Origin of the sequence: Lonsdalea quercina subsp. quercina, from assembly GCF_000688695.1 — a bacterium.
Taxonomy (GTDB): Bacteria; Pseudomonadota; Gammaproteobacteria; order Enterobacterales; family Enterobacteriaceae; genus Lonsdalea; species Lonsdalea quercina_D.
In genome coordinates this window covers 87,191-109,592 of record NZ_JIBQ01000006.1, presented here as the reverse complement: position 1 = coordinate 109,592, position 22,402 = coordinate 87,191, and the positions used below count along the sequence as shown (strand labels likewise).

Here is a 22,402-nt window from a genome sequence, read left to right as displayed (position 1 = left end):
AGCCATCATTTAAAGAAAGCGTAATAGCTCACTGGTCGAGTCGGCCTGCGCGGAAGATGTAACGGGGCTAAACCATGCACCGAAGCTGCGGCAGCGACACTTAGGTGTTGTTGGGTAGGGGAGCGTTCTGTAAGCCTGCGAAGGTGACCTGTGAGGGTTGCTGGAGGTATCAGAAGTGCGAATGCTGACATAAGTAACGATAATGCGGGTGAAAAACCCGCACGCCGGAAGACCAAGGGTTCCTGTCCAACGTTAATCGGGGCAGGGTGAGTCGACCCCTAAGGCGAGGCCGAAAGGCGTAGTCGATGGGAAACAGGTTAATATTCCTGTACTTGGTGTTACTGCGAAGGGGGGACGGAGAAGGCTAGGTTATCCGGGCGACGGTTGTCCCGGTTTAAGCGTGTAGGTGGATGTTTTTGGTAAATCCGGAACATCGTTAACACTGAGGCGTGATGACGAGTCACTACGGTGATGAAGTGACCGATGCCAAGCTTCCAGGAAAAGCCTCTAAGCTCCAGGTAACACGAAATCGTACCCCAAACCGACACAGGTGGTCAGGTAGAGAATACCAAGGCGCTTGAGAGAACTCGGGTGAAGGAACTAGGCAAAATGGTGCCGTAACTTCGGGAGAAGGCACGCTGGCGTTGGTGAAGGGACTTGCTCCCGGAGCTGATACCAGTCGCAGATACCAGCTGGCTGCAACTGTTTAATAAAAACACAGCACTGTGCAAACACGAAAGTGGACGTATACGGTGTGACGCCTGCCCGGTGCCGGAAGGTTAATTGATGGGGTCAGCCGCAAGGCGAAGCTCTTGATCGAAGCCCCGGTAAACGGCGGCCGTAACTATAACGGTCCTAAGGTAGCGAAATTCCTTGTCGGGTAAGTTCCGACCTGCACGAATGGCGTAATGATGGCCAGGCTGTCTCCACCCGAGACTCAGTGAAATTGAACTCGCTGTGAAGATGCAGTGTACCCGCGGCAAGACGGAAAGACCCCGTGAACCTTTACTATAGCTTGACACTGAACCTTGAGCCTTGATGTGTAGGATAGGTGGGAGGCTTTGAAGTGTGGACGCCAGTCTGCATGGAGCCAACCTTGAAATACCACCCTTTAATGTTTGATGTTCTAACGTGGGCCCCTAATCGGGGTTGCGGACAGTGTCTGGTGGGTAGTTTGACTGGGGCGGTCTCCTCCCAAAGAGTAACGGAGGAGCACGAAGGTTAGCTAATCCTGGTCGGACATCAGGAGGTTAGTGCAAAGGCATAAGCTAGCTTGACTGCGAGAGTGACGGCTCGAGCAGGTGCGAAAGCAGGTCTTAGTGATCCGGTGGTTCTGAATGGAAGGGCCATCGCTCAACGGATAAAAGGTACTCCGGGGATAACAGGCTGATACCGCCCAAGAGTTCATATCGACGGCGGTGTTTGGCACCTCGATGTCGGCTCATCACATCCTGGGGCTGAAGTAGGTCCCAAGGGTACGGCTGTTCGCCGTTTAAAGTGGTACGCGAGCTGGGTTTAGAACGTCGTGAGACAGTTCGGTCCCTATCTGCCGTGGGCGTTGGAAGATTGAGGGGGGTTGCTCCTAGTACGAGAGGACCGGAGTGAACGCACCACTGGTGTTCGGGTTGTGATGCCAATCGCATTGCCCGGTAGCTAAGTGCGGAAGAGATAACCGCTGAAAGCATCTAAGCGGGAAACTTGCCCCGAGATGAGTCTTCCCTGGGACTTCGAGTCCCCTGAAGGGCCGTTGAAGACGACGACGTAGATAGGCTGGGTGTGTAAGCGTAGCGATACGTTGAGCTAACCAGTACTAATGACCCGAGAGGCTTAACCTTACAACACCGAAGGTGTTTTTAGAGAGACGATTCAGCTTGTTCAAAGATTGGTTCTGGTGGTTGCACGGAGAGAGTGTGTAACGGCTGGAATGAAACAGAATTTGCCTGGCGGCGATAGCGCGGTGGTCCCACCTGACCCCATGCCGAACTCAGCAGTGAAACGCCGTAGCGCCGATGGTAGTGTGGGGTCTCCCCATGTGAGAGTAGGGAACTGCCAGGCATTAAAATTTTGGTGCGCTGATATGGCTCAGTTGGTAGAGCGCACCCTTGGTAAGGGTGAGGTCCCCAGTTCGACTCTGGGTATCAGCACCACCTCTCAAATAAAGAAGATGTTCGGCGAATTTAAAAGAATTTGCCTGGCGGCGATAGCGCGGTGGTCCCACCTGACCCCATGCCGAACTCAGCAGTGAAACGCCGTAGCGCCGATGGTAGTGTGGGGTCTCCCCATGCGAGAGTAGGGAACTGCCAGGCATCAAATAAACGGAAAGCCTCTGGTTAACACCAGAGGCTTTTTCGTATCTGAATACCTTAAATTACCCATAAATTTAACTTATTTGACCACCGTAATTAACGATAAATCATTAAGTGTATACATTATTCTTTGCCTGCAAACGGGATCCTGTTTTACTGTAGATATGTTGGATAGTTGTGTCCTACGAACAGGAGAGAAAAAACCGTATGACGGGAAATATAAATTTAAAAACATTAACGCCCGGTGAAAATGACTCTCGACAGAGGATCAAGGCAATAGTGGGAGCATCATCGGGGAACTTGGTAGAGTGGTTTGATTTCTACGTATATTCATTTTGCTCTTTATATTTTGCTCACATCTTTTTCCCCTCTGAAAATCCGACTACACAGCTTCTACATACCGCGGGTGTATTTGCTGCTGGCTTCCTGATGCGTCCAATTGGGGGATGGTTGTTTGGATTCATAGCCGATAAGTACGGACGTAAAGCGTCAATGCTCATCTCCGTGTGCATGATGTGCTTTGGGTCATTGATTATCGCCTGCCTGCCCGGTTATGACACTATCGGCACCTGGGCACCTTTACTGCTGCTCTTTGCGCGTCTCTTTCAGGGACTGTCCGTTGGCGGAGAATACGGCACCAGCGCCACCTATATGAGTGAAGTTGCGATTGAAGGACGGAAGGGATTCTTCGCCTCTTTCCAATATGTCACGTTGATCGGCGGTCAGCTACTGGCTCTTTTAGTGGTTGTCATATTGCAACACACTATGCCTTCTGAAAGTTTGTACGCTTGGGGATGGCGTATTCCATTTTTTATTGGCGCCATTCTAGCTGTTGTTGCCTTATTCCTACGTCGCTCGCTTAATGAGACCTCGGATAAAGCGTCTCGCTCACATAAAGACGCAGGCTCTTTGCGTGGACTCTGGAATAATCGCAAAGCATTCTTGATGGTCCTGGGCTTTACGGCGGGNGGTTCTTTAGGTTTCTATACCTTTACCACCTACATGCAGAAGTATCTCGTGAACACCTCTGGAATGGCGCCTGAACTGGCAAGCGGTCTGATGACGTTGGCGCTTTTCGTCTTCATGCTGTTGCAGCCTTTGTTTGGGCATTTATCCGATAAGATTGGACGCCGCAACTCCATGCTGTGCTTTGGCGCATTGATGGCGTTGTTGACGGTGCCTATTCTGACCATTCTGCAAAGCGTGACCAACCCGGTCATTGCCTTTCTGTTAGTTCTGCTTTCGCTGATTATTGTGAGTTTTTACACGGCAATCAGCGGGATCTTGAAGGCAGAAATGTTTCCTCCTGAAGTGAGAGCGATGGGTGTGGGGTTGTCCTATGCGGTAGCTAACGCATTGTTTGGCGGTTCCGCTGAATATGTGGCGCTTTCACTGAAATCGTTGGGGTCGGAAAACGCCTTTTTCTGGTATGTTTCGGCCATGGGCGCGATCTCATTCCTGGTCTCTCTGGGACTGCATCGCAAAGGGCAAGGAAAAACACTCTAACTCAGGGCGAGTCTTATGTGTTACAAGGCCTATAAACGTTCTTATAGGCCACCGTGTCCCGCGTCTTTCCGGCGCGGGACTTACCTACTCTTATTCAAGATATATAGATCTGCGAGCGATAACCTTGTCGATTTTAAGTGACAGGCATATTTTTACTTTGGGTGCTAGAGCTAAACGATCTCTCTTTAGAAGGTTATTAGCTGCGAAATAATACAGCGGATGTTTTGTGAAAACAGAATTAATTAATGGCTTGCGCCAAGGTTTGTTGGCAGAGTAAATATATCCAGGTTACTCTGCCAACAAACCCTGGCGCAACGACTTGAAGTGAAATAGTTAATCAGTGAGAGAGATAAATAAAAATAATCGCTCACCGGCCGTCATTCAATATCTCATAAAGACATCACAGAATACGGCTAATGAGCTTATCTATTCTCACCCGGCGTACACGACGAATGAGCTTGCGAACTTTGACCGGATATTGTGCGATGCTTTCCAGCTGCTGATAGCTGCTCAATATATGTGTGTTTTCACGGATACAAGTAAGTTCTTTAATTCGCTGTTCTAACAACTGTTTTTGAGGATCGTGGATCAAAATAGCATTCTCGAGATCCAGTCGCCAGGCGCGAGGATTAAGATTGTTGCCGGTCAACAGCTGCCATTTATTGTCCACCCACAGTCCTTTTAAGTGGAAACTATTATCGCCATCTTTCCATAGACGTACGACTAATTGACCATTGTCGATATATTTTTGTAATCGACTGAGGAAACGGCGGAGGTTGATTTCATACAGGTAGGGAAGCGCGCCTATAATTTTGAATGGCTCGGTTTCCGGGATATAAAAATCATTAGCTGTCTTATCACCAATAATAATTTCGATCTTTTTTCCATTGCGCAGCAGGCTGATAACGTTTCTGACCAGCGGTGCAGGTAGATTAAAATAAGGTGTACACATCACCAAATGTTGTTCAGTGCAACACATCAAATGATGAATGGCTTTATTTAATGGGCTCTGTTTCCCCAATCCCACCAACGGCGTTATTGCTAGCTGATTATTATTACTTGGGAAGTTTGGTAGACGATAATTGAGGGTGCGTAACATCTGACGAAATCGACGAATCGCATTTTTGATTTCAGCGGTCTTGGGTCTGTCTGTCATATCAAGACGCTGTATCGCCGATGCCGCCAGCAGCCTCTGTATGTAACCCGCCATCGAATCTGCCAGCGGCTTATTATCAATCAGCTGATATCGGTCGTAACGGTATTTTTCGTGTTGCTGTAAATAGACGTCATTCAGGCTGGCGCCACTGTACAGGACGGCATCATCGATAATGAACCCTTTCAGATGGAGTACGCCCAGGGCTTCGCGTGTATTAACCGGAACCCCATAAACGGGAAACTCGATACCTTCACAACGTTGCTTCATCGCGTGATACCAGTCTGCATTGGTATTCGCTGCCGCAGCGCCAATACGACCACGCTGTGCGCGGTGCCAGTCCACCAATACGCGAATATCCAACTCAGGGCGCTGGCGTTTCGCTTGGTAAAGTGCGGATAAAATCGTCTCACCGCCGTCATCGTGCTCTAGATAAAGAGATACGATATAGATGCGTTGTTCTGCCTGGAGAATCCGTTCGACAAGCGTGCGACGGAATTCCTCCGGGCGATGGAGTGTTTGCACGGCGTCGGCTGACTGAGGAATTTTGGGCAGTTGTGCAAGGTGTTGTTGGTATTTAGTTCGCTTTAGTTTTGACAACATCACAGTGCGATTCTTCTCTTATCATGGTATGACCGGGCTGGTCATGGTGAACGTTGAATATGGCCGAATCGGGCAATAATAACATCACTTTCCCGCTGTTGTGAGCAGGTTTTGTCTTTTAGTCAGGACTCTTGACCTTAACGATGACTCGATTCCACATGGTACGCAAAAGGCTATTAGGTTCATTCGATGTCTTTCCCCCGCCATATTGTCTAAGGCATATTGGCTTAAAACGGACGCCGCTCTATCTCGTCCATAAATAAGTTTAGGGCTGTTGTATTGACCACTGAATACGTTAAAAATCAGCCTATTCCGATGCGAAAAACTCGTGGCGTGTATATCCATAGTGGGGGTATTAACGTGTATTTTCGCTTTAGTCTGCTGGATGGTGAGGTTTTCCCGCGAGGTAACTTTTCCTGAAGTGGTCAAAGTGATTATTCAATGTTTGCGCCGCCACGTTATCGCCAGCCTGCTCCAAGAGCGCCACTGCGATCTCGGCGGTACACTGCTGCCCAGCCAAACTCGCTTCACGCAATCTATAGCGAGATAAGGCCTCGATACTGAGCGACAAAATGGGCAGGCTATCCAGGTAGGGGCTTTTACGGAACATCTTGCGGGCTTCTGGCCAAGTGCCATCCAGCATAATAAAAAGTGGAGCTTTACCCGTATCAGGCAACTGGTGAAACACCTTTCGTTCCTTTTTTTCTTCTTCGGCCAGAAAAACCAGATAGGGTTGATAGTGTGATGATTGAATAGCCGCTAATAGCGCCGGATTGGGTGTTGTGCGCGACCACTGAAAAGCTAATGTGTCCGGCAGAATATCCGCGATGAGACGACCCGTATTGCTGGGTTTCATGGGCTCAGTATCGAACATGATCAGGCAAAAGCGGCTTCGTGCCTGTTGTGGAACGATGGTGTGACACAAGCAACGGATGGCGGGAAGCAGGCATCGTTGACACCGAACGACGCGACTTCCTCGAGCGTTAAACGGGCGAGTAGCCAGCGCTAAGCGCTGTTCGCGCAATTGAAGGACGGCGTTTTGAGTCATAGAGCCCCGCAAAAAGACGCCATTCTAATCGAGCCACGGCGGGACCAGAAGCCCCGCGTAGTGAAATTGTCCTGCAGTGGCGTCAGAGTGACTCTTCCAGCCAGCTTTCGAACGGCGCTTTCGGCATGGCACCATTGAGCATATCAACCATCTGCCCATTCTTGAAAATCATAATCGTCGGGATGGTACGAATACGAAAACGCTCGCTCAGCTCGGGTTCGGCTTCGGTATTCACTTTCACAAAGCGAATTTTGCCGCCGTTTTCTTCTGCTACGCTGCTATAAACGGGGGCGAAATTAACGCACGGACCACACCATGGCGCCCAAAAATCAATGACGACGGGAAGATCGTCTTGAAGTAGTTTATCGAGGGTCTTTGTCGTGGCGTTAATCACTTCTCCTTTGAATAGCGTCTCCCCGCAGCGTCCGCAGGTGGCGTTATCTTCAATGCGCGTTTCCGCCAGGCGGTTGGTAGTGTGGCATGATGCACAAACCGTATTCATAACAAGGCCTCAATAATCAAAGGACTAACATGGGTCAGTGAGATGTTGAAGGATACCGCCGCGAGTGCAACTGAAGACTAACAAGCGACGATTGTGAGTATGACTTAAGTATCGTGACCGGAACCTGAAGGAACAACGTGGTTTACTCAATGGCTACAATAGTTCCTGACTTTTATGTGTCGGTCGGTAGCTAAGCGAGGGGACATAAGGTACTCTTCGCGGCGAGCGCGTAGGTGGAGAAAAAGATGAGCGATTCATTCAGTGGGAAAGGCGGTAAGGTCCGCGTTATGTACGTCCGCAGTAACGATGAGGACGATAAAAAGGATAAGAATTCACGTCCGTCGGACTCGCGACGCAATATTAGCAGTGACAACCGCGATAAAAAACCGCGCGATAAACGCGGTCCAGCATCGCGGGATGGCGGCGGTCGTGACGAGGGTGCTAAATGGCGTGGAGAGAAGCGTCAGGAAGAGCGCCCCGCTCGTCGAGAAACGTCAGGTGAGTACGACTCTCCCTGGAAAACGGTTTCACGTAGCCCAGATGCCGCTCCCGACCATGGCGGTATTGTCGGTAAAAGTCGGTTAGATCCCGCGCAACTGCGCCGCCAGCGAGCTGAAGAAACTCGCGTATATGGTGAAAACGCCTGTCAGGCACTCTTCAAGAGCCGTCCCGAATCGATCGTACGAGCCTGGTTTCTGCAAGAAGTCACTCCGCGTTTTCGCGATGCGCTGCGTTGGATGGCGGCAAACCGTAAGGCATACCACGTTGTCGAGGATGAAGAGCTGACCAAAGCGTCCGGCACCGATCATCATGGCGGTGTCTGCTTCCTGATCAAGAAGCGCCGTGGCACAGAGGTGAAAGATTACCTGAGTGAAGCTGGCGAGAAAGACTGTGTTTTGGCGCTGGAAGAAGTGGGTAACCCGCACAACCTTGGTGGGATCATCCGTAGCTGCGCGCATTTCGGCGTGCGTGGCGTTTTAGTCCGTGATGCAGCGATACTGGAATCCGGCGCGGCAGTGCGCACGGCAGAAGGTGGCGCGGAACACGTGAAAGCCATCAGTACTGACGTACTGATCGATGCGTTGGATGAGTTTCGACGTGCCGGCTACACCATCGTGACTACCTCCAGTCATAAAGGGACACCTCTTTCTGGCGCTAAATTGCCTGCGAAATCGGTCATCGTTTTGGGTGAAGAGGGCGATGGTTTGACTGATGGAGCCTGGGAACAAGGCGGCATGAAAGTTTCTATCGACGGAACTGGAAAGGTCGAGAGCCTGAATATTTCCGTTGCGACTGGTATTCTGCTGGCAGAATGGTGGCGTCAGAATCAAGGTTGATCGGTGACATCCGGTTTTTAAGCGTGATATAGTATAGTAAAGGCCAGTCAGTGTCAGCTGACTGGCCTTCTTCATTTGGCACCCTTGCCGGGCATGGCTAGGTGCCGGTCAACATTGAAGTGCTGAGTATGGCCCACATGAGTGGGTCATTCTTTACAGCGTTTTCACATCCAGTTCCGGCGGAATGTAGCCGTAATCCAGTTCTTCAACTACGAAGCTACGAGAACCGACGAATTTAATCTTCACGGTCGGCGCTTCAGTTCCACCGATACGATATTCCATACCTGTTGTTTCAACATCGGTAGGAATGCTATCGATGAAGGATGTCACCAGACCGTTAGGCATAACATAGTGCGAGTAAGTCTGGTAAGGCTGGCTGGAAGGGTTACCCAATACCAGACCAGAACCATTCATCGGCTGATAACGGCCGAACAGCTCGTCGCTCACGAAACCGTAAACACCATCCGGACCGGTCAGACCATCAGCGTAGGTATACAAGTGGCTGATTGTCATCAGGTAGTACTTGTCGTCCTGGAATACAAAGTGAGGACGTTCAGTCTGATCGTTGACGCCAACAGCAGTAACCAGCGGCGGTAACAGTTCCCATTGATCGCCATCTTCATCCAGCGCAACAGCAATACCGATACAACCGGTCTGGTAGCGTGCGCCACCCACTTCCTCGTAACCCGGCGGTACATCGCCCAGTTCGTCATCACCGACGACATGAGAACCACGTTCACCCGCAACGTTACCTTCGAACAGCATGTACAGCTTGCCGTTTTTCGGGTCACGGAACGGCCATGGATCACGGAAGGCCCAGTACTGGTTTTGTTCTTCAGTCTGGTAAATCGCGCCATCGGCGTCGAACAGGCTGAACACTTTGTTGAAGCCGACCATTTCTACACCGGTAGACGTTGTTACAACGCGGCCACGTACTTTGGAGACGGTCGAACCAGGGGTTACCGCAGTGTAGTAGAATGCGATATCACCTTGTTCATTCAGCAGGATGGGAGAACCCGCCCATTCGCGAGTGGTAGGCGAAACGCCTTCAGCCATCATGCGGCCACCGAAGGTCCAGTCTTTGCTGTTGCGAGAGAACCAGTAGCAGATCTTTGCGCGACCATGACGGTCATTCCAGTCAAGAGTAATGTTGTAGTTGCCGTTTTCATCCAGGTAAGCCGGGTTGTCTTCCTGACGATCCGCGGTAAGGGTGAAAATGACAGACCAACCATCGACAGACACAGTGTGACCGTTAATATCACGCAGCGGCATGGTATCCCAGATGAATACGTCGTCGCTCATGGTTTTAAAGTCGGCACTGACCACCGGCTGAGTCGTGGTGGGATCGTCAAACGTGACTTTCAACGCATCGGCACGAGTCCAGATTGTCGGTTTGTAAGCGGGGGTGGCTTTCAGTTCTTTACGAATGGCCATGAATGTATCTCCTATAAAAGTGAGTGATTTGTTTTACTGTACGTCTGTACAGTGGTGATACTATATCCAGTATATTTATGGTGTTCAATGGTGATTTGATAATTTTAATCAATTCGGGGTTATTGTTTTAATATGACCATTTCGTGGCTTATTATTTCAATATTGGATGTAAATGTGAGGGTTTAGTGGTTTTTTATTCTGCTTGTGTTTTGCTTTTGCGTATTTTGAAGTTTTGAACCACAAAGACGTGAAGTTGCTATAAAGAAGAAAGTGCTGCAGGTGAAGGTCATCTGGATGGTGGAGTGACGTCAGAATTGAGTGGAAACGCGTTCAGTAAAACCTGATGGATAGCCTAGTACCGTATCTCATCGTCCAAAGACAAAAAAGCCGTCCTCAAAGAGGACGGCATGGTGAGAAGACGACGCAGGTGATCTAGTGAGCACCGCCGCCGCTTCCAGAGCTGCCAAAGGGCGGTCGAGCGAACCACACCAAAACAATCAGTGCTATGAATATTGCGGCCGCCGCCCAAAAAATTTCATTTGCAGCAATGATCAGCCCTTGCCCCGTAATTTGCTGGGCAAGATAAGAAGAAACTTGCTGCTGGGTAAGCCCCAAAGTCTCCATTTGCTGATAGAACTGCTGAGCTAAGGGGTTATAAGGTGAGATAGACTCCGTCAACTGGGCGTGATGCAGCGCCTCTCGTCGCTCCCAAAGCGTAGTGGTCAGCGACGTGCCGATGGAGCCCGCAAGGGTACGCGAGAAGTTGAACAAACTGGATGCTGCAGCCAGCCTTTCTGGCCCGAGCCCAGAAAGGGTAATCGTCGTCAGCGGCATAAAGAAGCATGCGACGGCAAATCCCTGAACGAACTGCGGCCACGCAGAGGCGGCGAAGTCCATTGAGGGTTCGAAGGTGTAGGTTCGCCAATAGAAGCAGACGGCGTACATCACAAAGCTAAAGCTGACCAGATAGCGCATATCCAGGCGCGGCGCAAAGCGGCCAATAAGCGGCGAAAGCAGCACGGGCATCAGCCCGACGGGCGCCGACGCCAATCCGGCCCAGGTGGCGGTGTAACCATAGACTTCCTGCAACAGCTGCGGCATAAGAACGATGGCGCCGAAATAGAACATAAACGCCAGACTGGTGCACAGGCAGCCAATGGTGAAGTTGCGGGATTTGAACAGGGAGAGGTCGACGACCGGATTGTCGTCCGTCAGCTCCCATACGACAAGGAACACGAGTGCTATCACCGCGACGACGCAAAGCGTGATGATCTCTGTCGAGTTAAACCAGTCCAGCTCCTTCCCACGGTCGAGCATCATCTGCAGGCAACCCACCCCCAAGACCAGTAAGACCAGTCCGATGGTATCAATCGGCCTGATCGTAACTGCAGTCTCACGTCCGCGCAGCAGTTGCAATGTCAGCAGGACCACCAGAACGCCCAGCGGAATGTTGATGAAGAAAATCCAACCCCAATGATAGTTGTCGCTGATCCAGCCGCCGAGTATCGGACCGAAAATCGGCGCGACGACGACGGTCATTGACCACAGCGATAGCGCAATACTGCGTTTCGCCGGAGGATAGTTATTCAACAGCAGGCTTTGCGAAAGCGGGATGATCGGGCCCGCGACCAGCCCTTGCAGGACGCGGAAGAAGATCAACATTTCGAGGCTGTTGGAGATCCCGCACAGCCAGGACATCAGTGCGAACAGTCCCGTAGCCCAGACGAAAAGGCGTACTTCGCCAAAGCGTTTTGCCAGCCAGCCGGTAATCGGAATGGAAATGGCGTTCGCCACCCCGAAGGAGGTAATCACCCAGGTGCCCTGAGAGTTGGATGAACCCAGGTTGCCGGCAATCGTCGGGATCGCCACATTGGCGATGGTGGAATCCAGTACCTGCATGAAGGTGGCCAGCGCCAGCGCGATGGTCAACAAGGCCAGCTGTATTCCCTCGAGCGGTTTCTTCTGCACGTGTTTATCCCTCATGCTCAGCCTGCATTAGCACGGATAATCTCGTTGATGAGCTGATTGACTGGCGCCATATTCAGTTCCAGCGCATCGCTCTGGTAGGCGGGTTCACTCCTCGGTATGTCAGATAAGACTTTGCCGTCCGCTTTGGCGGTATCGACATTGACCAGCATTGACAGACCGATGCGCAGGGGATGATCCGCTAATTCTTGCGGGTCGAGCTCAATGCGAACGGGAAGGCGCTGGACGACTTTAATCCAGTTGCCGGTGGCATTCTGGGCGGGCAGGAGGGAGAAAGCGCTACCGGTTCCCATATCAAGGCCGACGACCTTGCCTTTATAAACCACATCGTCTCCGTACAGATCGCTGACGATGGTGGCGGGCTGACCGATACGCATATTGGCTAACTGCGTTTCCTTGAAGTTGGCGTCCACCCACAGGCCTTTCGCGGGCACGACTACCATCAGAGCCGATGTAGATGCAATACGGGCGCCGACTTGTACGCTGCGGCGCGACACATAGCCATCGACCGGGCTCACGATGTGCGTACGCTGCAAGGCCAGCCAAGCGTCTCGCAAGTCGGCGGCACTCTGCTGTATCGCCGGCTGTTTTTCCAGCGGCGTATTGAGAATGAGCGCCTGATTGGCGGCGAATTGCTGTTTGGCAACGTCTAGCGACGCCTGCGCGCTGGCGACGGCATCGCGTGCGTGCTGCACGTCTTCTCGCCCGATCGCGTTGACTTTGCCCAGCGCTTCTCGGCGGTTCAAGTCGCTAACCGCCTGGTTGAGTGCCGTTTGCTGGAGTGCGATATTCGCCTGATACTGGCGGCTGTTGATGATTAACTGATGAACCTGACGCACGCTATTGGCCAGCGCAGTTTGCGCACGCTCGTAAGCCTGTTNGGCATCGGTCGGGTCGAGTTCGACCAGCACATCGCCCTTCCTGACGAAGTCCGTGCTGTCAACGTTGACGCTGGTCACACTGCCGGCGACTTGCGACATAATCTGAATCTGGTTGCCCGCCACGTAAGCATCATCGGTCTCCTGATGATGACGTAAAACCAGGAACCAATAGGNAAGCCACAGGCAGCCTAAGAATAAAAAGAGAATGGTTAATAGCGTTAAGATGCGTTTCCTACGGGTTTTGTTTTTTTTGGCAGGTTGCGGTGCAGATGTTTCCACAGTGGAGCTCATGGTTTCCCCTAATGTACTTCTCATTATTGAATGGGTAATTGCCATACGGCGATGTAAGGATGGTGTCGCTAACGCTCTGGCTGCGATAAACAGGCAGCTCGTGCCGGAGCCACACTGAGAACATGCCGTCATTTCTTGCGCGTAGGGCCGTGCAAGTCACGACAATGTCCGCCTGGTGTCGGTAAGGTCAGTGTGGTGCGGCATGGAGCTGACTGATGATGGTGAATGGCTATGACGTCATGTCTTTCTCAATTTCGTCAAGGCGTCCCAGTAGCTTACGCATCAGTGTTTCCAACTCGAGCTGCTCTTTGTCCTCCAAGACAGAGCATAGCCGATGCAGGCTGTAGTGTTGCGGAGGAAGTAGCTCATTCACAAAAGCCTTCCCTTTTTCCGTCATGAATAAATGCAAACACCGTCGGTCGCTTTCACTCTCTCTGCGCTCAATCCAGCCGCGTTTTTCGAGCTCATCCGCAATACGCGTGGCGTTGGTGCGTGATGAACCGAGCGCGGCACTAAGCTCAGAAGGCTGAATGCTGTAAGACTCTTGAGATTCAAGCGTAAGCAATGCCATGAACAGCGTCTCATTGATGTTCTGTTCCTTCAGCATTCGGTTACGGTGTTCAAGTATTTTTGTCTGTAAATGTAGAAACAGACGGAGCAACGTCACTTCCTTATAAGGGAAGTCGGGATGACGAGTCGCGCGCATGCGCAGCATACTTTCTATTGGTGCAAACGAACTTTCCATTTATGTCAACCTCATTAATCACTTTCTGTATAGTAACGCAGGTTATTACTTGGGTAAATGATGGAAAGTAACAAAAGAGGGAAAAAAAGCGGAGGGAGGAAAGCACTTAGCTAAATATTGTGTTGATTTTTATGTATTTTATTCCATTTTTCCTTAATTTATTTTTTGATGAAAAAAAGAAAAAATTTCCGGAAGATGGCATTTGTGGAAATCCCCTGCCGGGTCAAAAGACCCGAGAGGGGGAGATCAGAATTAGGAAACGTCGTTTCTATTGTACCACCAAACGACCAGGGCTGTGAGGCTGGTTAGGAAACCTGCAATGGAAACGCCCAGCCAGCCAAAGTGCTGAAACATCATGGCGGACAGCATCGAGCCCAGCGCGCCGCCGATGAAATAGGCGGTCATATACCCCGAAGTAAGACGATTGCGGGCTTCAGGCATGTCGCGATAGATAATGCTCTGATTCGTGACATGGACGCCCTGAACCGTGAGATCCAACGCCAGAATCCCAATCAGCAGCAGCAGGATGGAATACATGCCAGCCGCGATAGGAAGCCACGACAGCGCCAAAACGATAAGGCCGACGGTCGTGACCGTTTTGGCATGGCCGCGGTCCGCCAAGCGTCCGGCACGTGTGGCCGCCAGCGCCCCAGCCGCGCCGGCTAGCCCAAACAGGCCAATAACGCCCTCGGAGTAACGATAGGGCGGTGCGGAGAGCAGAAACGCCATGGAGGTCCACAGGATGCTGAAGTTCGCGAACGTCAGGCCGCCCAAAATGGAGCGAATGCGCAGCGGCTTGTACGTCATCATCAGATGGAAAATCGAGGCCAGAAGCTGTGGATAATTCAGCTGATTGTCTTGTTTGTAACGCGGCAGCGCCCGCCACAGCAGCAGAGACAGGACGATCATCAGAACGCTCGCGACCCAGAAAACCAGCCGCCATCCCCCTAGCGACGCCAGCGCGCCCGCCAGCGTTCGTGCCAGCAATATCCCCAGCAGCAGACCGCTCATGACGGTGCCGACCACTTTACCCCGGGTTTCCGGCGAGGCCAGCGTCGCGGCCAGCGGCACCAGTACCTGTGCCGCGACGGAGAACATTCCGGTCAACGCGGTGCCGAGTAACATCATCCACAGCGACGATGACGATGCGGTGATCAGCATGCCGGCGGCGGAAAGCAGGCTCATACCTATAATCAGTCCACGGCGCTCCAGCATATCGCCCAGCGGCACTAGCAAGAGCAGGCCCACGGCATAGCTGAGCTGAGCGGTGGTGACGATAAAGCCCGCCTGATTGGGAGAGAGCATGAACGCATTGGCGATGGCGTCCAACAGGGGTTGTGCGTAGTAATTGCTGGCGACCATCAGGCCGGTTGCGGCCGACATCAAAAGTGTGAGCGCCGGGCTTAACGTTTGGGGTCGTGGTATGGCGGTGTTCATGAAAGGGTTAACTATTTGTTAAGGATATAAGCAGATAGTATCGGACAGATCCCCCATTGATACCACCCTTTGAGTCAATTCAACACGTAATAATGCCAGCCGGAATTATCGTCGTCACGGTGACGTCAAGGGAGCGCGTGAGAGCGGTCAGTCGCCAAAAAGTCCTCGCGAAAGGATGCGGCGTGGCCGTGAAAAAGCAGGTAGGAGTAGGGGGGAGGAAAGAGCGCCTGACGGTCAGGCGCTCCAAAGAACGATTTACTTCGCCGCGTCGCGCGCGCTGTTGACCCAGGCATCAAACTGCTGCTGGTGGGCTTTAATCCAGCCGTTGACGTGACGCTCGATCGCATCTTCAGACGACTCGCCTGCATGCATGCGCTGGTTCTGCGCGTTCACATCGGCAACCGGCAGCCACATGCTGGAGAACAGTTTGGCTGCAGCTGGGTTTTTCTCAGCCCAGGCCTTGTTGGCGGCGATACGAACGTTGTTCACCGGGAAACCATAGTCGGCGCCGTTAGGCAGCTTGGTGCTGACGCCTTTCATATCCCCAGGCTGGGAAGAGAAAGGCACCTGCAGCCAGACGACATCACGTCCTGGTACCAGCACGTTGCTGACCCAGTATGGCGTCCAGGTGTAGTACAGGATCGGCTTGCCTTCGTGGAAGCGAGTAATGGTATCGGCGATCATCGCCGCGTAGTTACCCTGATTATGTTCCACCGTCGGGGTCAGGCCGTAGGCTTTCATATGGTTGTTGATGGCCGCTTCACAGCCCCAACCTGGGTTACAACCGGTCAGATCGGCTTTGCCGTCATCGTTGGTATCAAACAGCTTGGCGATTTTAGGATCTTTCAGCTGGGCGATGTTGGTGATCTTGTATTGTTCCGCCGTTTTTTTATCGATCAGGTAACCCTGAGCGGCACCCGAGATGTAGATGCCCTGACGGAAGAATTTAGCGTCGCCGCCCGCGGATTTATACTGGTCGTTCTGCAGCGGATCCCAGTTGACCGCCATGAAAGTCGCGTCGCCGGCTGCAATCGAGGTATAAGCGACGTTGTAGTCCACTTCACGCGTCGGCTGTACGTTGTAGCCCAGTTTTTCCAGCGCCTTGTTCACGAGCTCCGTCTGGAACGTTTCTTCCGTCAGCGTACTCTGAATCGGCTGTACGGTAATGCCTTTGCCCGGAAGTTCGGCTGCCGCGAGAGAGGTACTAAGTACGGCGGTCAGGGCAAACGAAATTATGCCTGTTTTACGCATAAGAATTCCTCTTGTTGATGTCGGGGACACGCTGCGTCCCCTGTCATTATGATTATTTATCTTGATGTGACCGACCTGAGCCGGTCACGAGAGTCAGAGCATCAGGACTTGATGAAAGGACGGGCCAGCAGACCGATAGGACCGCTGTTGAACCAACGCTGGTTGTTACGGCTGCGCTTGTCACGGCCCAGAGACTGGGTCAGACGGTCAAGGATAATAGCCAGAATGACGATCCCGACGCCGCCAATCGCTGCCTGCCCCATATCGAGTCGGCCGATGCCGCGCAGCACCATCTGTCCCAGACCGCCGACGGCGATCATGGAGGCGATAACCACCATCGACAACGCCAGCATCAGCGTTTGGTTGACCCCGGCCATAATCGTCGGCATCGCCAACGGCAGCTGGACTTTAAACAGCAGCTGACGCGGGCTGGCGCCGAACGATGCCGCGGCTTCCAGCAGGTCGGCAGGGACCTGACGTATACCCAGGATGGTCAGACGGACCATCGGCGGCAGCGCAAAGATAATGGTCACCACCACGCCTGGAACGTTGCCGATCCCGAACAGCATGACGATCGGCACCAGATAGACGAACGCAGGCGTTGTCTGCATGGCGTCCAGCAGCGGACGGATAATCTTGGCGGCCCGCTCGCTGCGCGCCAGCCAAATCCCCATGGGGAGGCCGATAAGGACGCAGAAGAACAGGGCGGTCAGCACCAGAGACAGCGTGACCATCGCCTGGGACCATGCGCCGATGGCGCCGATCACGATCAGGGAGATAAACGCCGCCATCCCCATGCCGAAGCTGGAGACCTGCCAAGCCAGCAGCGAGAACACGATGATGGCCACCGGTGCCGGCATTCCCATCAACAGCTGCTGGAAGGCATTCAGGATAATATCGACCGGCACGCGCACGCCTTGGAATACCGGGCGGAAGTGCATCACCAGCCAGTCGATACCGTGAGTCACCCAGCTATCCAGCGGGATCAGCGTATGTTTGAACGGATCGAGCAGGCTAAAGTGCTCGGGTTCCGGCGCCGGCGCGCTGCTGAGCCAGTCGGTGCTCCCGGCGGGTACGTCGGTGCCTCCAGCGGGCGGGGCGGCATTGCCCCAGGCATCCGCTCCGCCGCCATCGGTCGGGGCGGGAGCTGCGCCCCAGGGATCGGCCTGCGGCGCGGTGGCCGGTTGCTGGGCGGCTTGTTCAGCGGTCGTGGTTGACTCCCACGGGTTAGTCGCATCAGTCATTCAGAGAGCCCTCTTTATCCAGTGCCTGCAGCAGCATCCCTTTGGAGATGATGCCCATGTACTCGTTGTTTTCACCGACGACCGGGATAGCGCAGGGGGCCTGCGCCACGAGGGAAATCAGCTCGTTGAGCGGCATGTCGGCGGGAACCGGAGATGGTTCGGTCAGTAACGCCTGGTCTAGCGGCAGTTGCGCCTTGTGGGCCGCTTTCAGAGATTCAATCGATACGATACCGATGAATTTCTGGCCCCGTTCCAGCACATAGCCGAACTCCCGGTCCTCTTCCTGCAAAATGGCCAGCGCGGAACGCGGACCCACGCCGGGCGATTTACGGATGATGGCGACCGGACGGCGGCGCGCGATATCTTTGGCGCTGAACACCTGACTGATATCGACGCCGCGGAAGAAGGTGCGCACGTAGTCGTTGGCCGGGTTGTTCAGAATCTCGTCCGGCGTTCCCACCTGAATCACTTCGCCGTTACGCATGATGGCGATGCGGTCGCCGATGCGCATGGCCTCGTCGAGGTCATGGGAAATGAACACGATGGTACGCTGTTGACGAGACTGCAGCTTGACCAGCTCATCCTGCATTTCGGTACGGATCAGGGGATCGAGCGCCGAGAACGCTTCATCCATTAACAGGATATCCGGGTCGTTCGCCAGTGCGCGAGCCAGGCCCACGCGCTGACGCATCCCGCCGGACAGCTCGTCGGGGTAGGACGCCGCGTAGGCTTCCAGTCCCACCTGCTGCAGGGCGTCACGCGCTTTCTGCTCNCGTTCCGCTCTGGGGATGCCCGCCAGATCCATACCGAATGCGGTGTTGTCGAGAATGTTCAGATGGGGCATCAGCGCGAATGACTGAAACACCATACTGATTTTTTTGCGGCGAACTTCGCGCAGGGCGCTGTCTGAGATTCGGGCGATATCTTCGCCGTCGATCAGCACCTGACCGCGCGTGGGTTCTATCAGACGATTGAGAAGGCGTACTAGCGTGGATTTTCCCGAGCCGGATAATCCCATGATGACAAATATCTCGCCTTCTTCAATGGCCAGATTGGCGTTTTCCACACCGACCGTGAGTCCGGTCTTTTCAAACACCTGATCTTTATTTAAGCCCTTGTCCATCAGCTTGAATGCACGGTCAGGATGTTCGCCGAATATTTTGTAGAGATTTTTTACTTCAAGTTTAATTGCCATGAAATTGGTTAGTTCCTATAGTGACGATATTGCTTTGATGTTATGCGCTATAGATCTGCCCTGTTAACGATAAAACAGCCCTACACCCTACCATAATAATAATTTGAGACAACCCCTAGAGCCGGATTGCGTAATTTTACCCCCTCCTTATTTTCGGTTTTTTTAGGTGTTTTTATACCGCAAATTATTGTCGATAAATATCTGAATTCGAAAACCATTAATAATATTAAACAAATTAAAATATGATTAAAATCAATCTGTTGAATGGTTTCAGTTCATTTTTGTGTTGATGATTATAAATATGTTTCTCCTCCCCTAATTTTGCGGTTTGGCAATATTTATCTCGGCATGAATAAATAGGGCGTTGGTACGCGACTTTCGGTGAAAAAAAGGCCGTTCAGTGAAGGCGTTAGCACCGGTTTTGCTAAAATAACAACAGCATATGGGTGGTTTTTCGCACGGAGATGTTGCCGGTACTCGACGAACTGTAAATGTGGTTATCTTTGCGTTGTGGATAATATTCCTGAGATACAAAGGATATATTTTGCATCCTTTCGCGAAATACAAGGCATTATTTTGCTTAGCGTCACGCCACGACGCGGCGAATTCCGAGTGCCGGGACGTTTGGGGAAAACACCGCCACGCGTTGGGTCCTCAGCAAAAAGCGGACCTCATGCGTGGTAGGTTCAGCGTCTTGCAAGAGGCGCGACGTTGCCTTCGCTTTCCGAATCCGTGATGACGCTCATCGTCGACGCGCGGCTTCTTCGTTGCGACAGGTTGAGCGGCGACGCCTCTTTTGAAAGAACGAATAGGCGCTTTTTGGCGTGCGGGAATGTGTTCCGTATTGTGAATTTCGCCTCTGTCGCCAGCAATCGCTTTTCGCTTAATTATCCCCCTCTCCGTCGTGCTAAGGCGGGGAAATCTCCCCCTTCATTGGTCAACTTCCTCGCTGGTTTTTGCGACCTGATCTGTTACGTGTTTGCCATATTGACTTCCCGGCCAATATATCAAAATGCAAGAAAATCCTGAGTCAATTAGAAAGGCATTATGCGGAGAAACGTAGAAAATTAATTAATGGTACTAAATTAAATTTATCTACAAATAAAAATAACTTATGAATAATACTAAAAGTTTCAATTTTAATTGAATGCGAATTGAAACAGTTAAATAGTAATTAATTGATGAGTATTTATTAAAAAATAAAGAGATGTATGCATATTTTCATGATGCTACTCTCGGCGTCCCTTTTAATTTAAGTGAGGGAGTATAAGCAATATTTATGCTAGTAACACATTGGAGATTAAAGGAAAAGGATATGACCAAACTGAAACTAACATCGCTTATGGCTATGAGCCTGAGTATTATTATTTCAAGCAGTTTTAACCCAGCGAAAGCCGAGAGCGCTCCAGCACCGGTGTCAATACAGCAATCAAGTGATTACCCTTTGTGGTGGAAAGAAGCTATTTTCTACCAGATATATCCACGTTCCTTTAAGGACACGAATGGAGATGGTATTGGGGACATTCAAGGTATTATCGAGAAGCTGGACTATTTAAAAGGATTGGGTATCAATGCTATTTGGATGACGCCACATTATGATTCGCCGAATACCGATAGCGGTTACGATATTCGTGATTATAGAAAAATCATGAGTGAATATGGCTCAATGGAAGATTTCAATCGTTTGATGGTTGAAATGAAAAAACGCGATATGCGTTTGATGATCGATGTGGTGATTAACCATAGCAGCGACCAAAATGAGTGGTTCAAGGAAAGCCGTTCGTCGAAGAACAATCCTTACCGCGACTACTTCTTCTGGCAGGAGGGTAAAAACGGGGGGCCGCCGAACAATTATCACTCGTTCTTTGGCGGTTCAGCCTGGGAAAAAGATGCCAAGACCGGTCAATATTATCTCCATTACTTCAGCAAACATCAGCCGGACCTGAACTGGGACAACCCGAAAGTCCGGCACGATCTCTATGATATCGTCCGTTTCTGGCTCGACAAAGGGGTCTCCGGTCTGCGCTTCGACACGGTCGGCACCTACTCCAAGTTCCCCGGTTTTCCCGATCTGACGCCTGAGGAACTCACCAACTATGCAGTAACCTACACGCAGGGGCCGAACCTGCATAAGTACATCCATGAGATCTACACCCAGGTCTTGTCTCAGTACCCCGACATCGTGACGGCGGGTGAAGTCTTCGGCGTACCGCTCAAACAGGTTCCTCTGTACGTCGATCAGCGTCGGGAAGAGCTGGATATGGTCTTCACATTCGATCTGATCCTGCTGTATCGCCACATGACTGAGAAATGGCACTACCGCGACTGGACGCTGAGCGAGTTCAAACAGGTGGTGCAGAAGATGAATGATGTCGTGGGAGATTATGGCTGGAACGCGTTCTTCCTGGGAAATCATGATAATCCACGCGCGGTATCGGCTTTCGGCGACGATCGCGAGGAGTGGCGAAGCCTGTCCGCTCGGGCTTTAGCGACGCTTCAGATGACGCAGCGTGCGACGCCCTTCATCTATCAAGGGGAAGAGCTGGGCATGACCAACTATCCCTTCAAATCTATCTCGGAGTTTGATGACCTCGAAACCAAGGGCTCCTGGCAAGACGTGGTGGAGACCGGCAAGGTCAAGGCCACCTGGTTCTTGGAAAACGCTAAAAAAACGACCCGAGATAATGCTCGCACGCCGTTCCAATGGGATGCGCAGAAAAATGGCGGCTTCACCACGGGCACGCCGTGGATCAACGTGAATCCAAACTACAAAGTGATCAACGCCGCGAATGAGGTCGCACATGATGATTCCATCTACCACTACTACCGACAGCTGATCGCGCTGCGCCATCGAACGCCTGCGCTCACTTACGGTAAATACACCGATCTGGCGCCGAAGAACGATGACATCTATGCCTATACCCGGACCACCAAAGAGGCTAAATATCTGGTCGTGATCAACTTTAAAGAAAAAGTGATGGATTACGCATTGCCGCAGGCGCTCACGATTGATAAAGCGCTCATCGAAAGCGGCGCGAAAGCCGCCCCGGCGCATAATGCGTCTTCGCTTACCCTCCAGCCCTGGCAGTCTGGTATCTACCAGCTGAACTAAGTTGACGATACAGGAGTACTAAACACGTTTTCGCCACGCTGCGCTGCCTTTCGCTCACGTTGAGCAGGGCGGTGCCGTGTGGCGAAACGTAGGGCCGCAACGACGCGGTTGTTATCTCTGAGGCCGCTTATTCTGGCAACCCCTCCCGCCGTATTCCCCCTATTTTCATTTCTTCCCGATGCCACCCAGGCTATTAAACTCGCGGGGCGAAAAATGAATGTTTTTGTTAAAAAAGCACAGGTGTGAGTTATCGGTAAATAAGTGTAACGAAATGAATGAAATTACTCTGTTTATTTCCTGTGCGGTGGTAATAGCGGATAAATAAGATTAACCAAATGTGCTCTTTCTCGTTGAGATTGCGATTTTGTTTG

14 protein-coding genes, 1 tRNA gene and 3 rRNA genes are annotated in these 22,402 nt (G+C 51.9%); 7 read left to right on the top strand and 11 right to left on the bottom strand.

Features of this window, described 5'->3' with window-relative positions; all coding sequences use genetic code 11:
* From SB13_RS07805 to SB13_RS07785, 5 genes are all read left to right on the top strand, one after another.
* Nucleotides 1-1,835, top strand: a 23S ribosomal RNA gene (locus SB13_RS07805); the annotation flags it as partial.
* Nucleotides 1,836-1,939: 104 nt separating this feature from the next.
* Nucleotides 1,940-2,055 (top strand): 5S ribosomal RNA (rrf, locus tag SB13_RS07800).
* 16 nt (nt 2,056-2,071) lie between these two features.
* Nucleotides 2,072-2,147 (top strand) — tRNA-Thr (locus SB13_RS07795).
* Between the two features lie 43 nt (nt 2,148-2,190).
* Nucleotides 2,191-2,306, top strand: a 5S ribosomal RNA gene (gene rrf, locus SB13_RS07790).
* Between the two features lie 207 nt (nt 2,307-2,513).
* Nucleotides 2,514-3,812 (top strand): MFS family transporter, encoded by a 1,299-nt coding sequence (locus tag SB13_RS07785; RefSeq protein ID WP_051616540.1) that lies wholly within the window; start codon nt 2,514-2,516, stop codon nt 3,810-3,812.
* A 400-nt stretch (nt 3,813-4,212) separates the two neighbouring features.
* Here the strand turns inward: SB13_RS07785 and pssA are convergent, their stop codons facing one another.
* The 3 genes from pssA to trxC form a co-directional block, all read right to left on the bottom strand.
* Nucleotides 4,213-5,568: a CDP-diacylglycerol--serine O-phosphatidyltransferase gene (gene pssA, locus SB13_RS07780; RefSeq protein WP_026739807.1), complete on the bottom strand. Its 1,356-nt coding sequence runs from the start codon at nt 5,566-5,568 to the stop codon at nt 4,213-4,215.
* A 373-nt stretch (nt 5,569-5,941) separates the two neighbouring features.
* The gene (locus tag SB13_RS07775; protein WP_026739806.1) at nt 5,942-6,616 is read right to left on the bottom strand and encodes a tRNA-uridine aminocarboxypropyltransferase; all 675 of its coding nucleotides are present in this window, start codon (nt 6,614-6,616) and stop codon (nt 5,942-5,944) included.
* An 82-nt stretch (nt 6,617-6,698) separates the two neighbouring features.
* Complete coding sequence (trxC, locus tag SB13_RS07770) at nt 6,699-7,118, bottom strand: thioredoxin TrxC (protein WP_026739805.1); 420 nt, start codon at nt 7,116-7,118, stop codon at nt 6,699-6,701.
* Between the two features lie 245 nt (nt 7,119-7,363).
* Between trxC and SB13_RS07765 the strand changes: the two genes are divergently transcribed.
* Nucleotides 7,364-8,455: a tRNA/rRNA methyltransferase gene (locus SB13_RS07765; RefSeq protein ID WP_026739804.1), complete on the top strand. Its 1,092-nt coding sequence runs from the start codon at nt 7,364-7,366 to the stop codon at nt 8,453-8,455.
* 153 nt (nt 8,456-8,608) lie between these two features.
* Here the strand turns inward: SB13_RS07765 and SB13_RS07760 are convergent, their stop codons facing one another.
* The 8 genes from SB13_RS07760 to proV form a co-directional block, all read right to left on the bottom strand.
* Entirely contained in the window at nt 8,609-9,889 is a 1,281-nt protein-coding gene (locus SB13_RS07760; protein WP_051616541.1) for a glycoside hydrolase family 68 protein, read from the bottom strand.
* Between the two features lie 432 nt (nt 9,890-10,321).
* Complete coding sequence (gene emrB / locus SB13_RS07755) at nt 10,322-11,857, bottom strand: multidrug efflux MFS transporter permease subunit EmrB (protein WP_026739802.1); 1,536 nt, start codon at nt 11,855-11,857, stop codon at nt 10,322-10,324.
* A gap of 17 nt (nt 11,858-11,874) precedes the next feature.
* Complete coding sequence (gene emrA, locus SB13_RS07750; RefSeq protein WP_026739801.1) at nt 11,875-13,047, bottom strand: multidrug efflux MFS transporter periplasmic adaptor subunit EmrA; 1,173 nt, start codon at nt 13,045-13,047, stop codon at nt 11,875-11,877.
* A 229-nt stretch (nt 13,048-13,276) separates the two neighbouring features.
* The gene (gene mprA / locus SB13_RS07745) at nt 13,277-13,792 is read right to left on the bottom strand and encodes a transcriptional repressor MprA (RefSeq protein WP_026739800.1); all 516 of its coding nucleotides are present in this window, start codon (nt 13,790-13,792) and stop codon (nt 13,277-13,279) included.
* Between the two features lie 252 nt (nt 13,793-14,044).
* Entirely contained in the window at nt 14,045-15,229 is a 1,185-nt protein-coding gene (locus SB13_RS07740; protein WP_026739799.1) for an MFS transporter, read from the bottom strand.
* A 255-nt stretch (nt 15,230-15,484) separates the two neighbouring features.
* A complete protein-coding gene (proX, locus tag SB13_RS07735; RefSeq protein ID WP_026739798.1) occupies nt 15,485-16,480 on the bottom strand; it encodes a glycine betaine/L-proline ABC transporter substrate-binding protein ProX in 996 nt (331 codons plus the stop codon).
* A 101-nt stretch (nt 16,481-16,581) separates the two neighbouring features.
* Nucleotides 16,582-17,724, bottom strand: a complete 1,143-nt coding sequence (gene proW / locus SB13_RS07730; RefSeq protein WP_026739797.1) for a glycine betaine/L-proline ABC transporter permease ProW — start codon at nt 17,722-17,724, stop codon at nt 16,582-16,584.
* On the bottom strand, nt 17,717-18,919 hold the full coding sequence (gene proV / locus SB13_RS07725) for a glycine betaine/L-proline ABC transporter ATP-binding protein ProV (RefSeq protein WP_026739796.1): 1,203 nt from the start codon (nt 18,917-18,919) through the stop codon (nt 17,717-17,719). Before proV ends, proW begins: the two co-directional genes overlap by 8 nt.
* 1,315 nt (nt 18,920-20,234) lie before the next feature.
* On the opposite strand from proV, the gene SB13_RS07720 reads away from it, so the two are divergent.
* Nucleotides 20,235-22,031 carry a glycoside hydrolase family 13 protein gene (locus tag SB13_RS07720; RefSeq protein WP_026739795.1) on the top strand — a complete coding sequence of 599 codons (1,797 nt, stop codon included), beginning with the start codon at nt 20,235-20,237 and terminating at the stop codon, nt 22,029-22,031.
* The last annotated feature ends 371 nt before the right edge of the window (nt 22,032-22,402 follow it).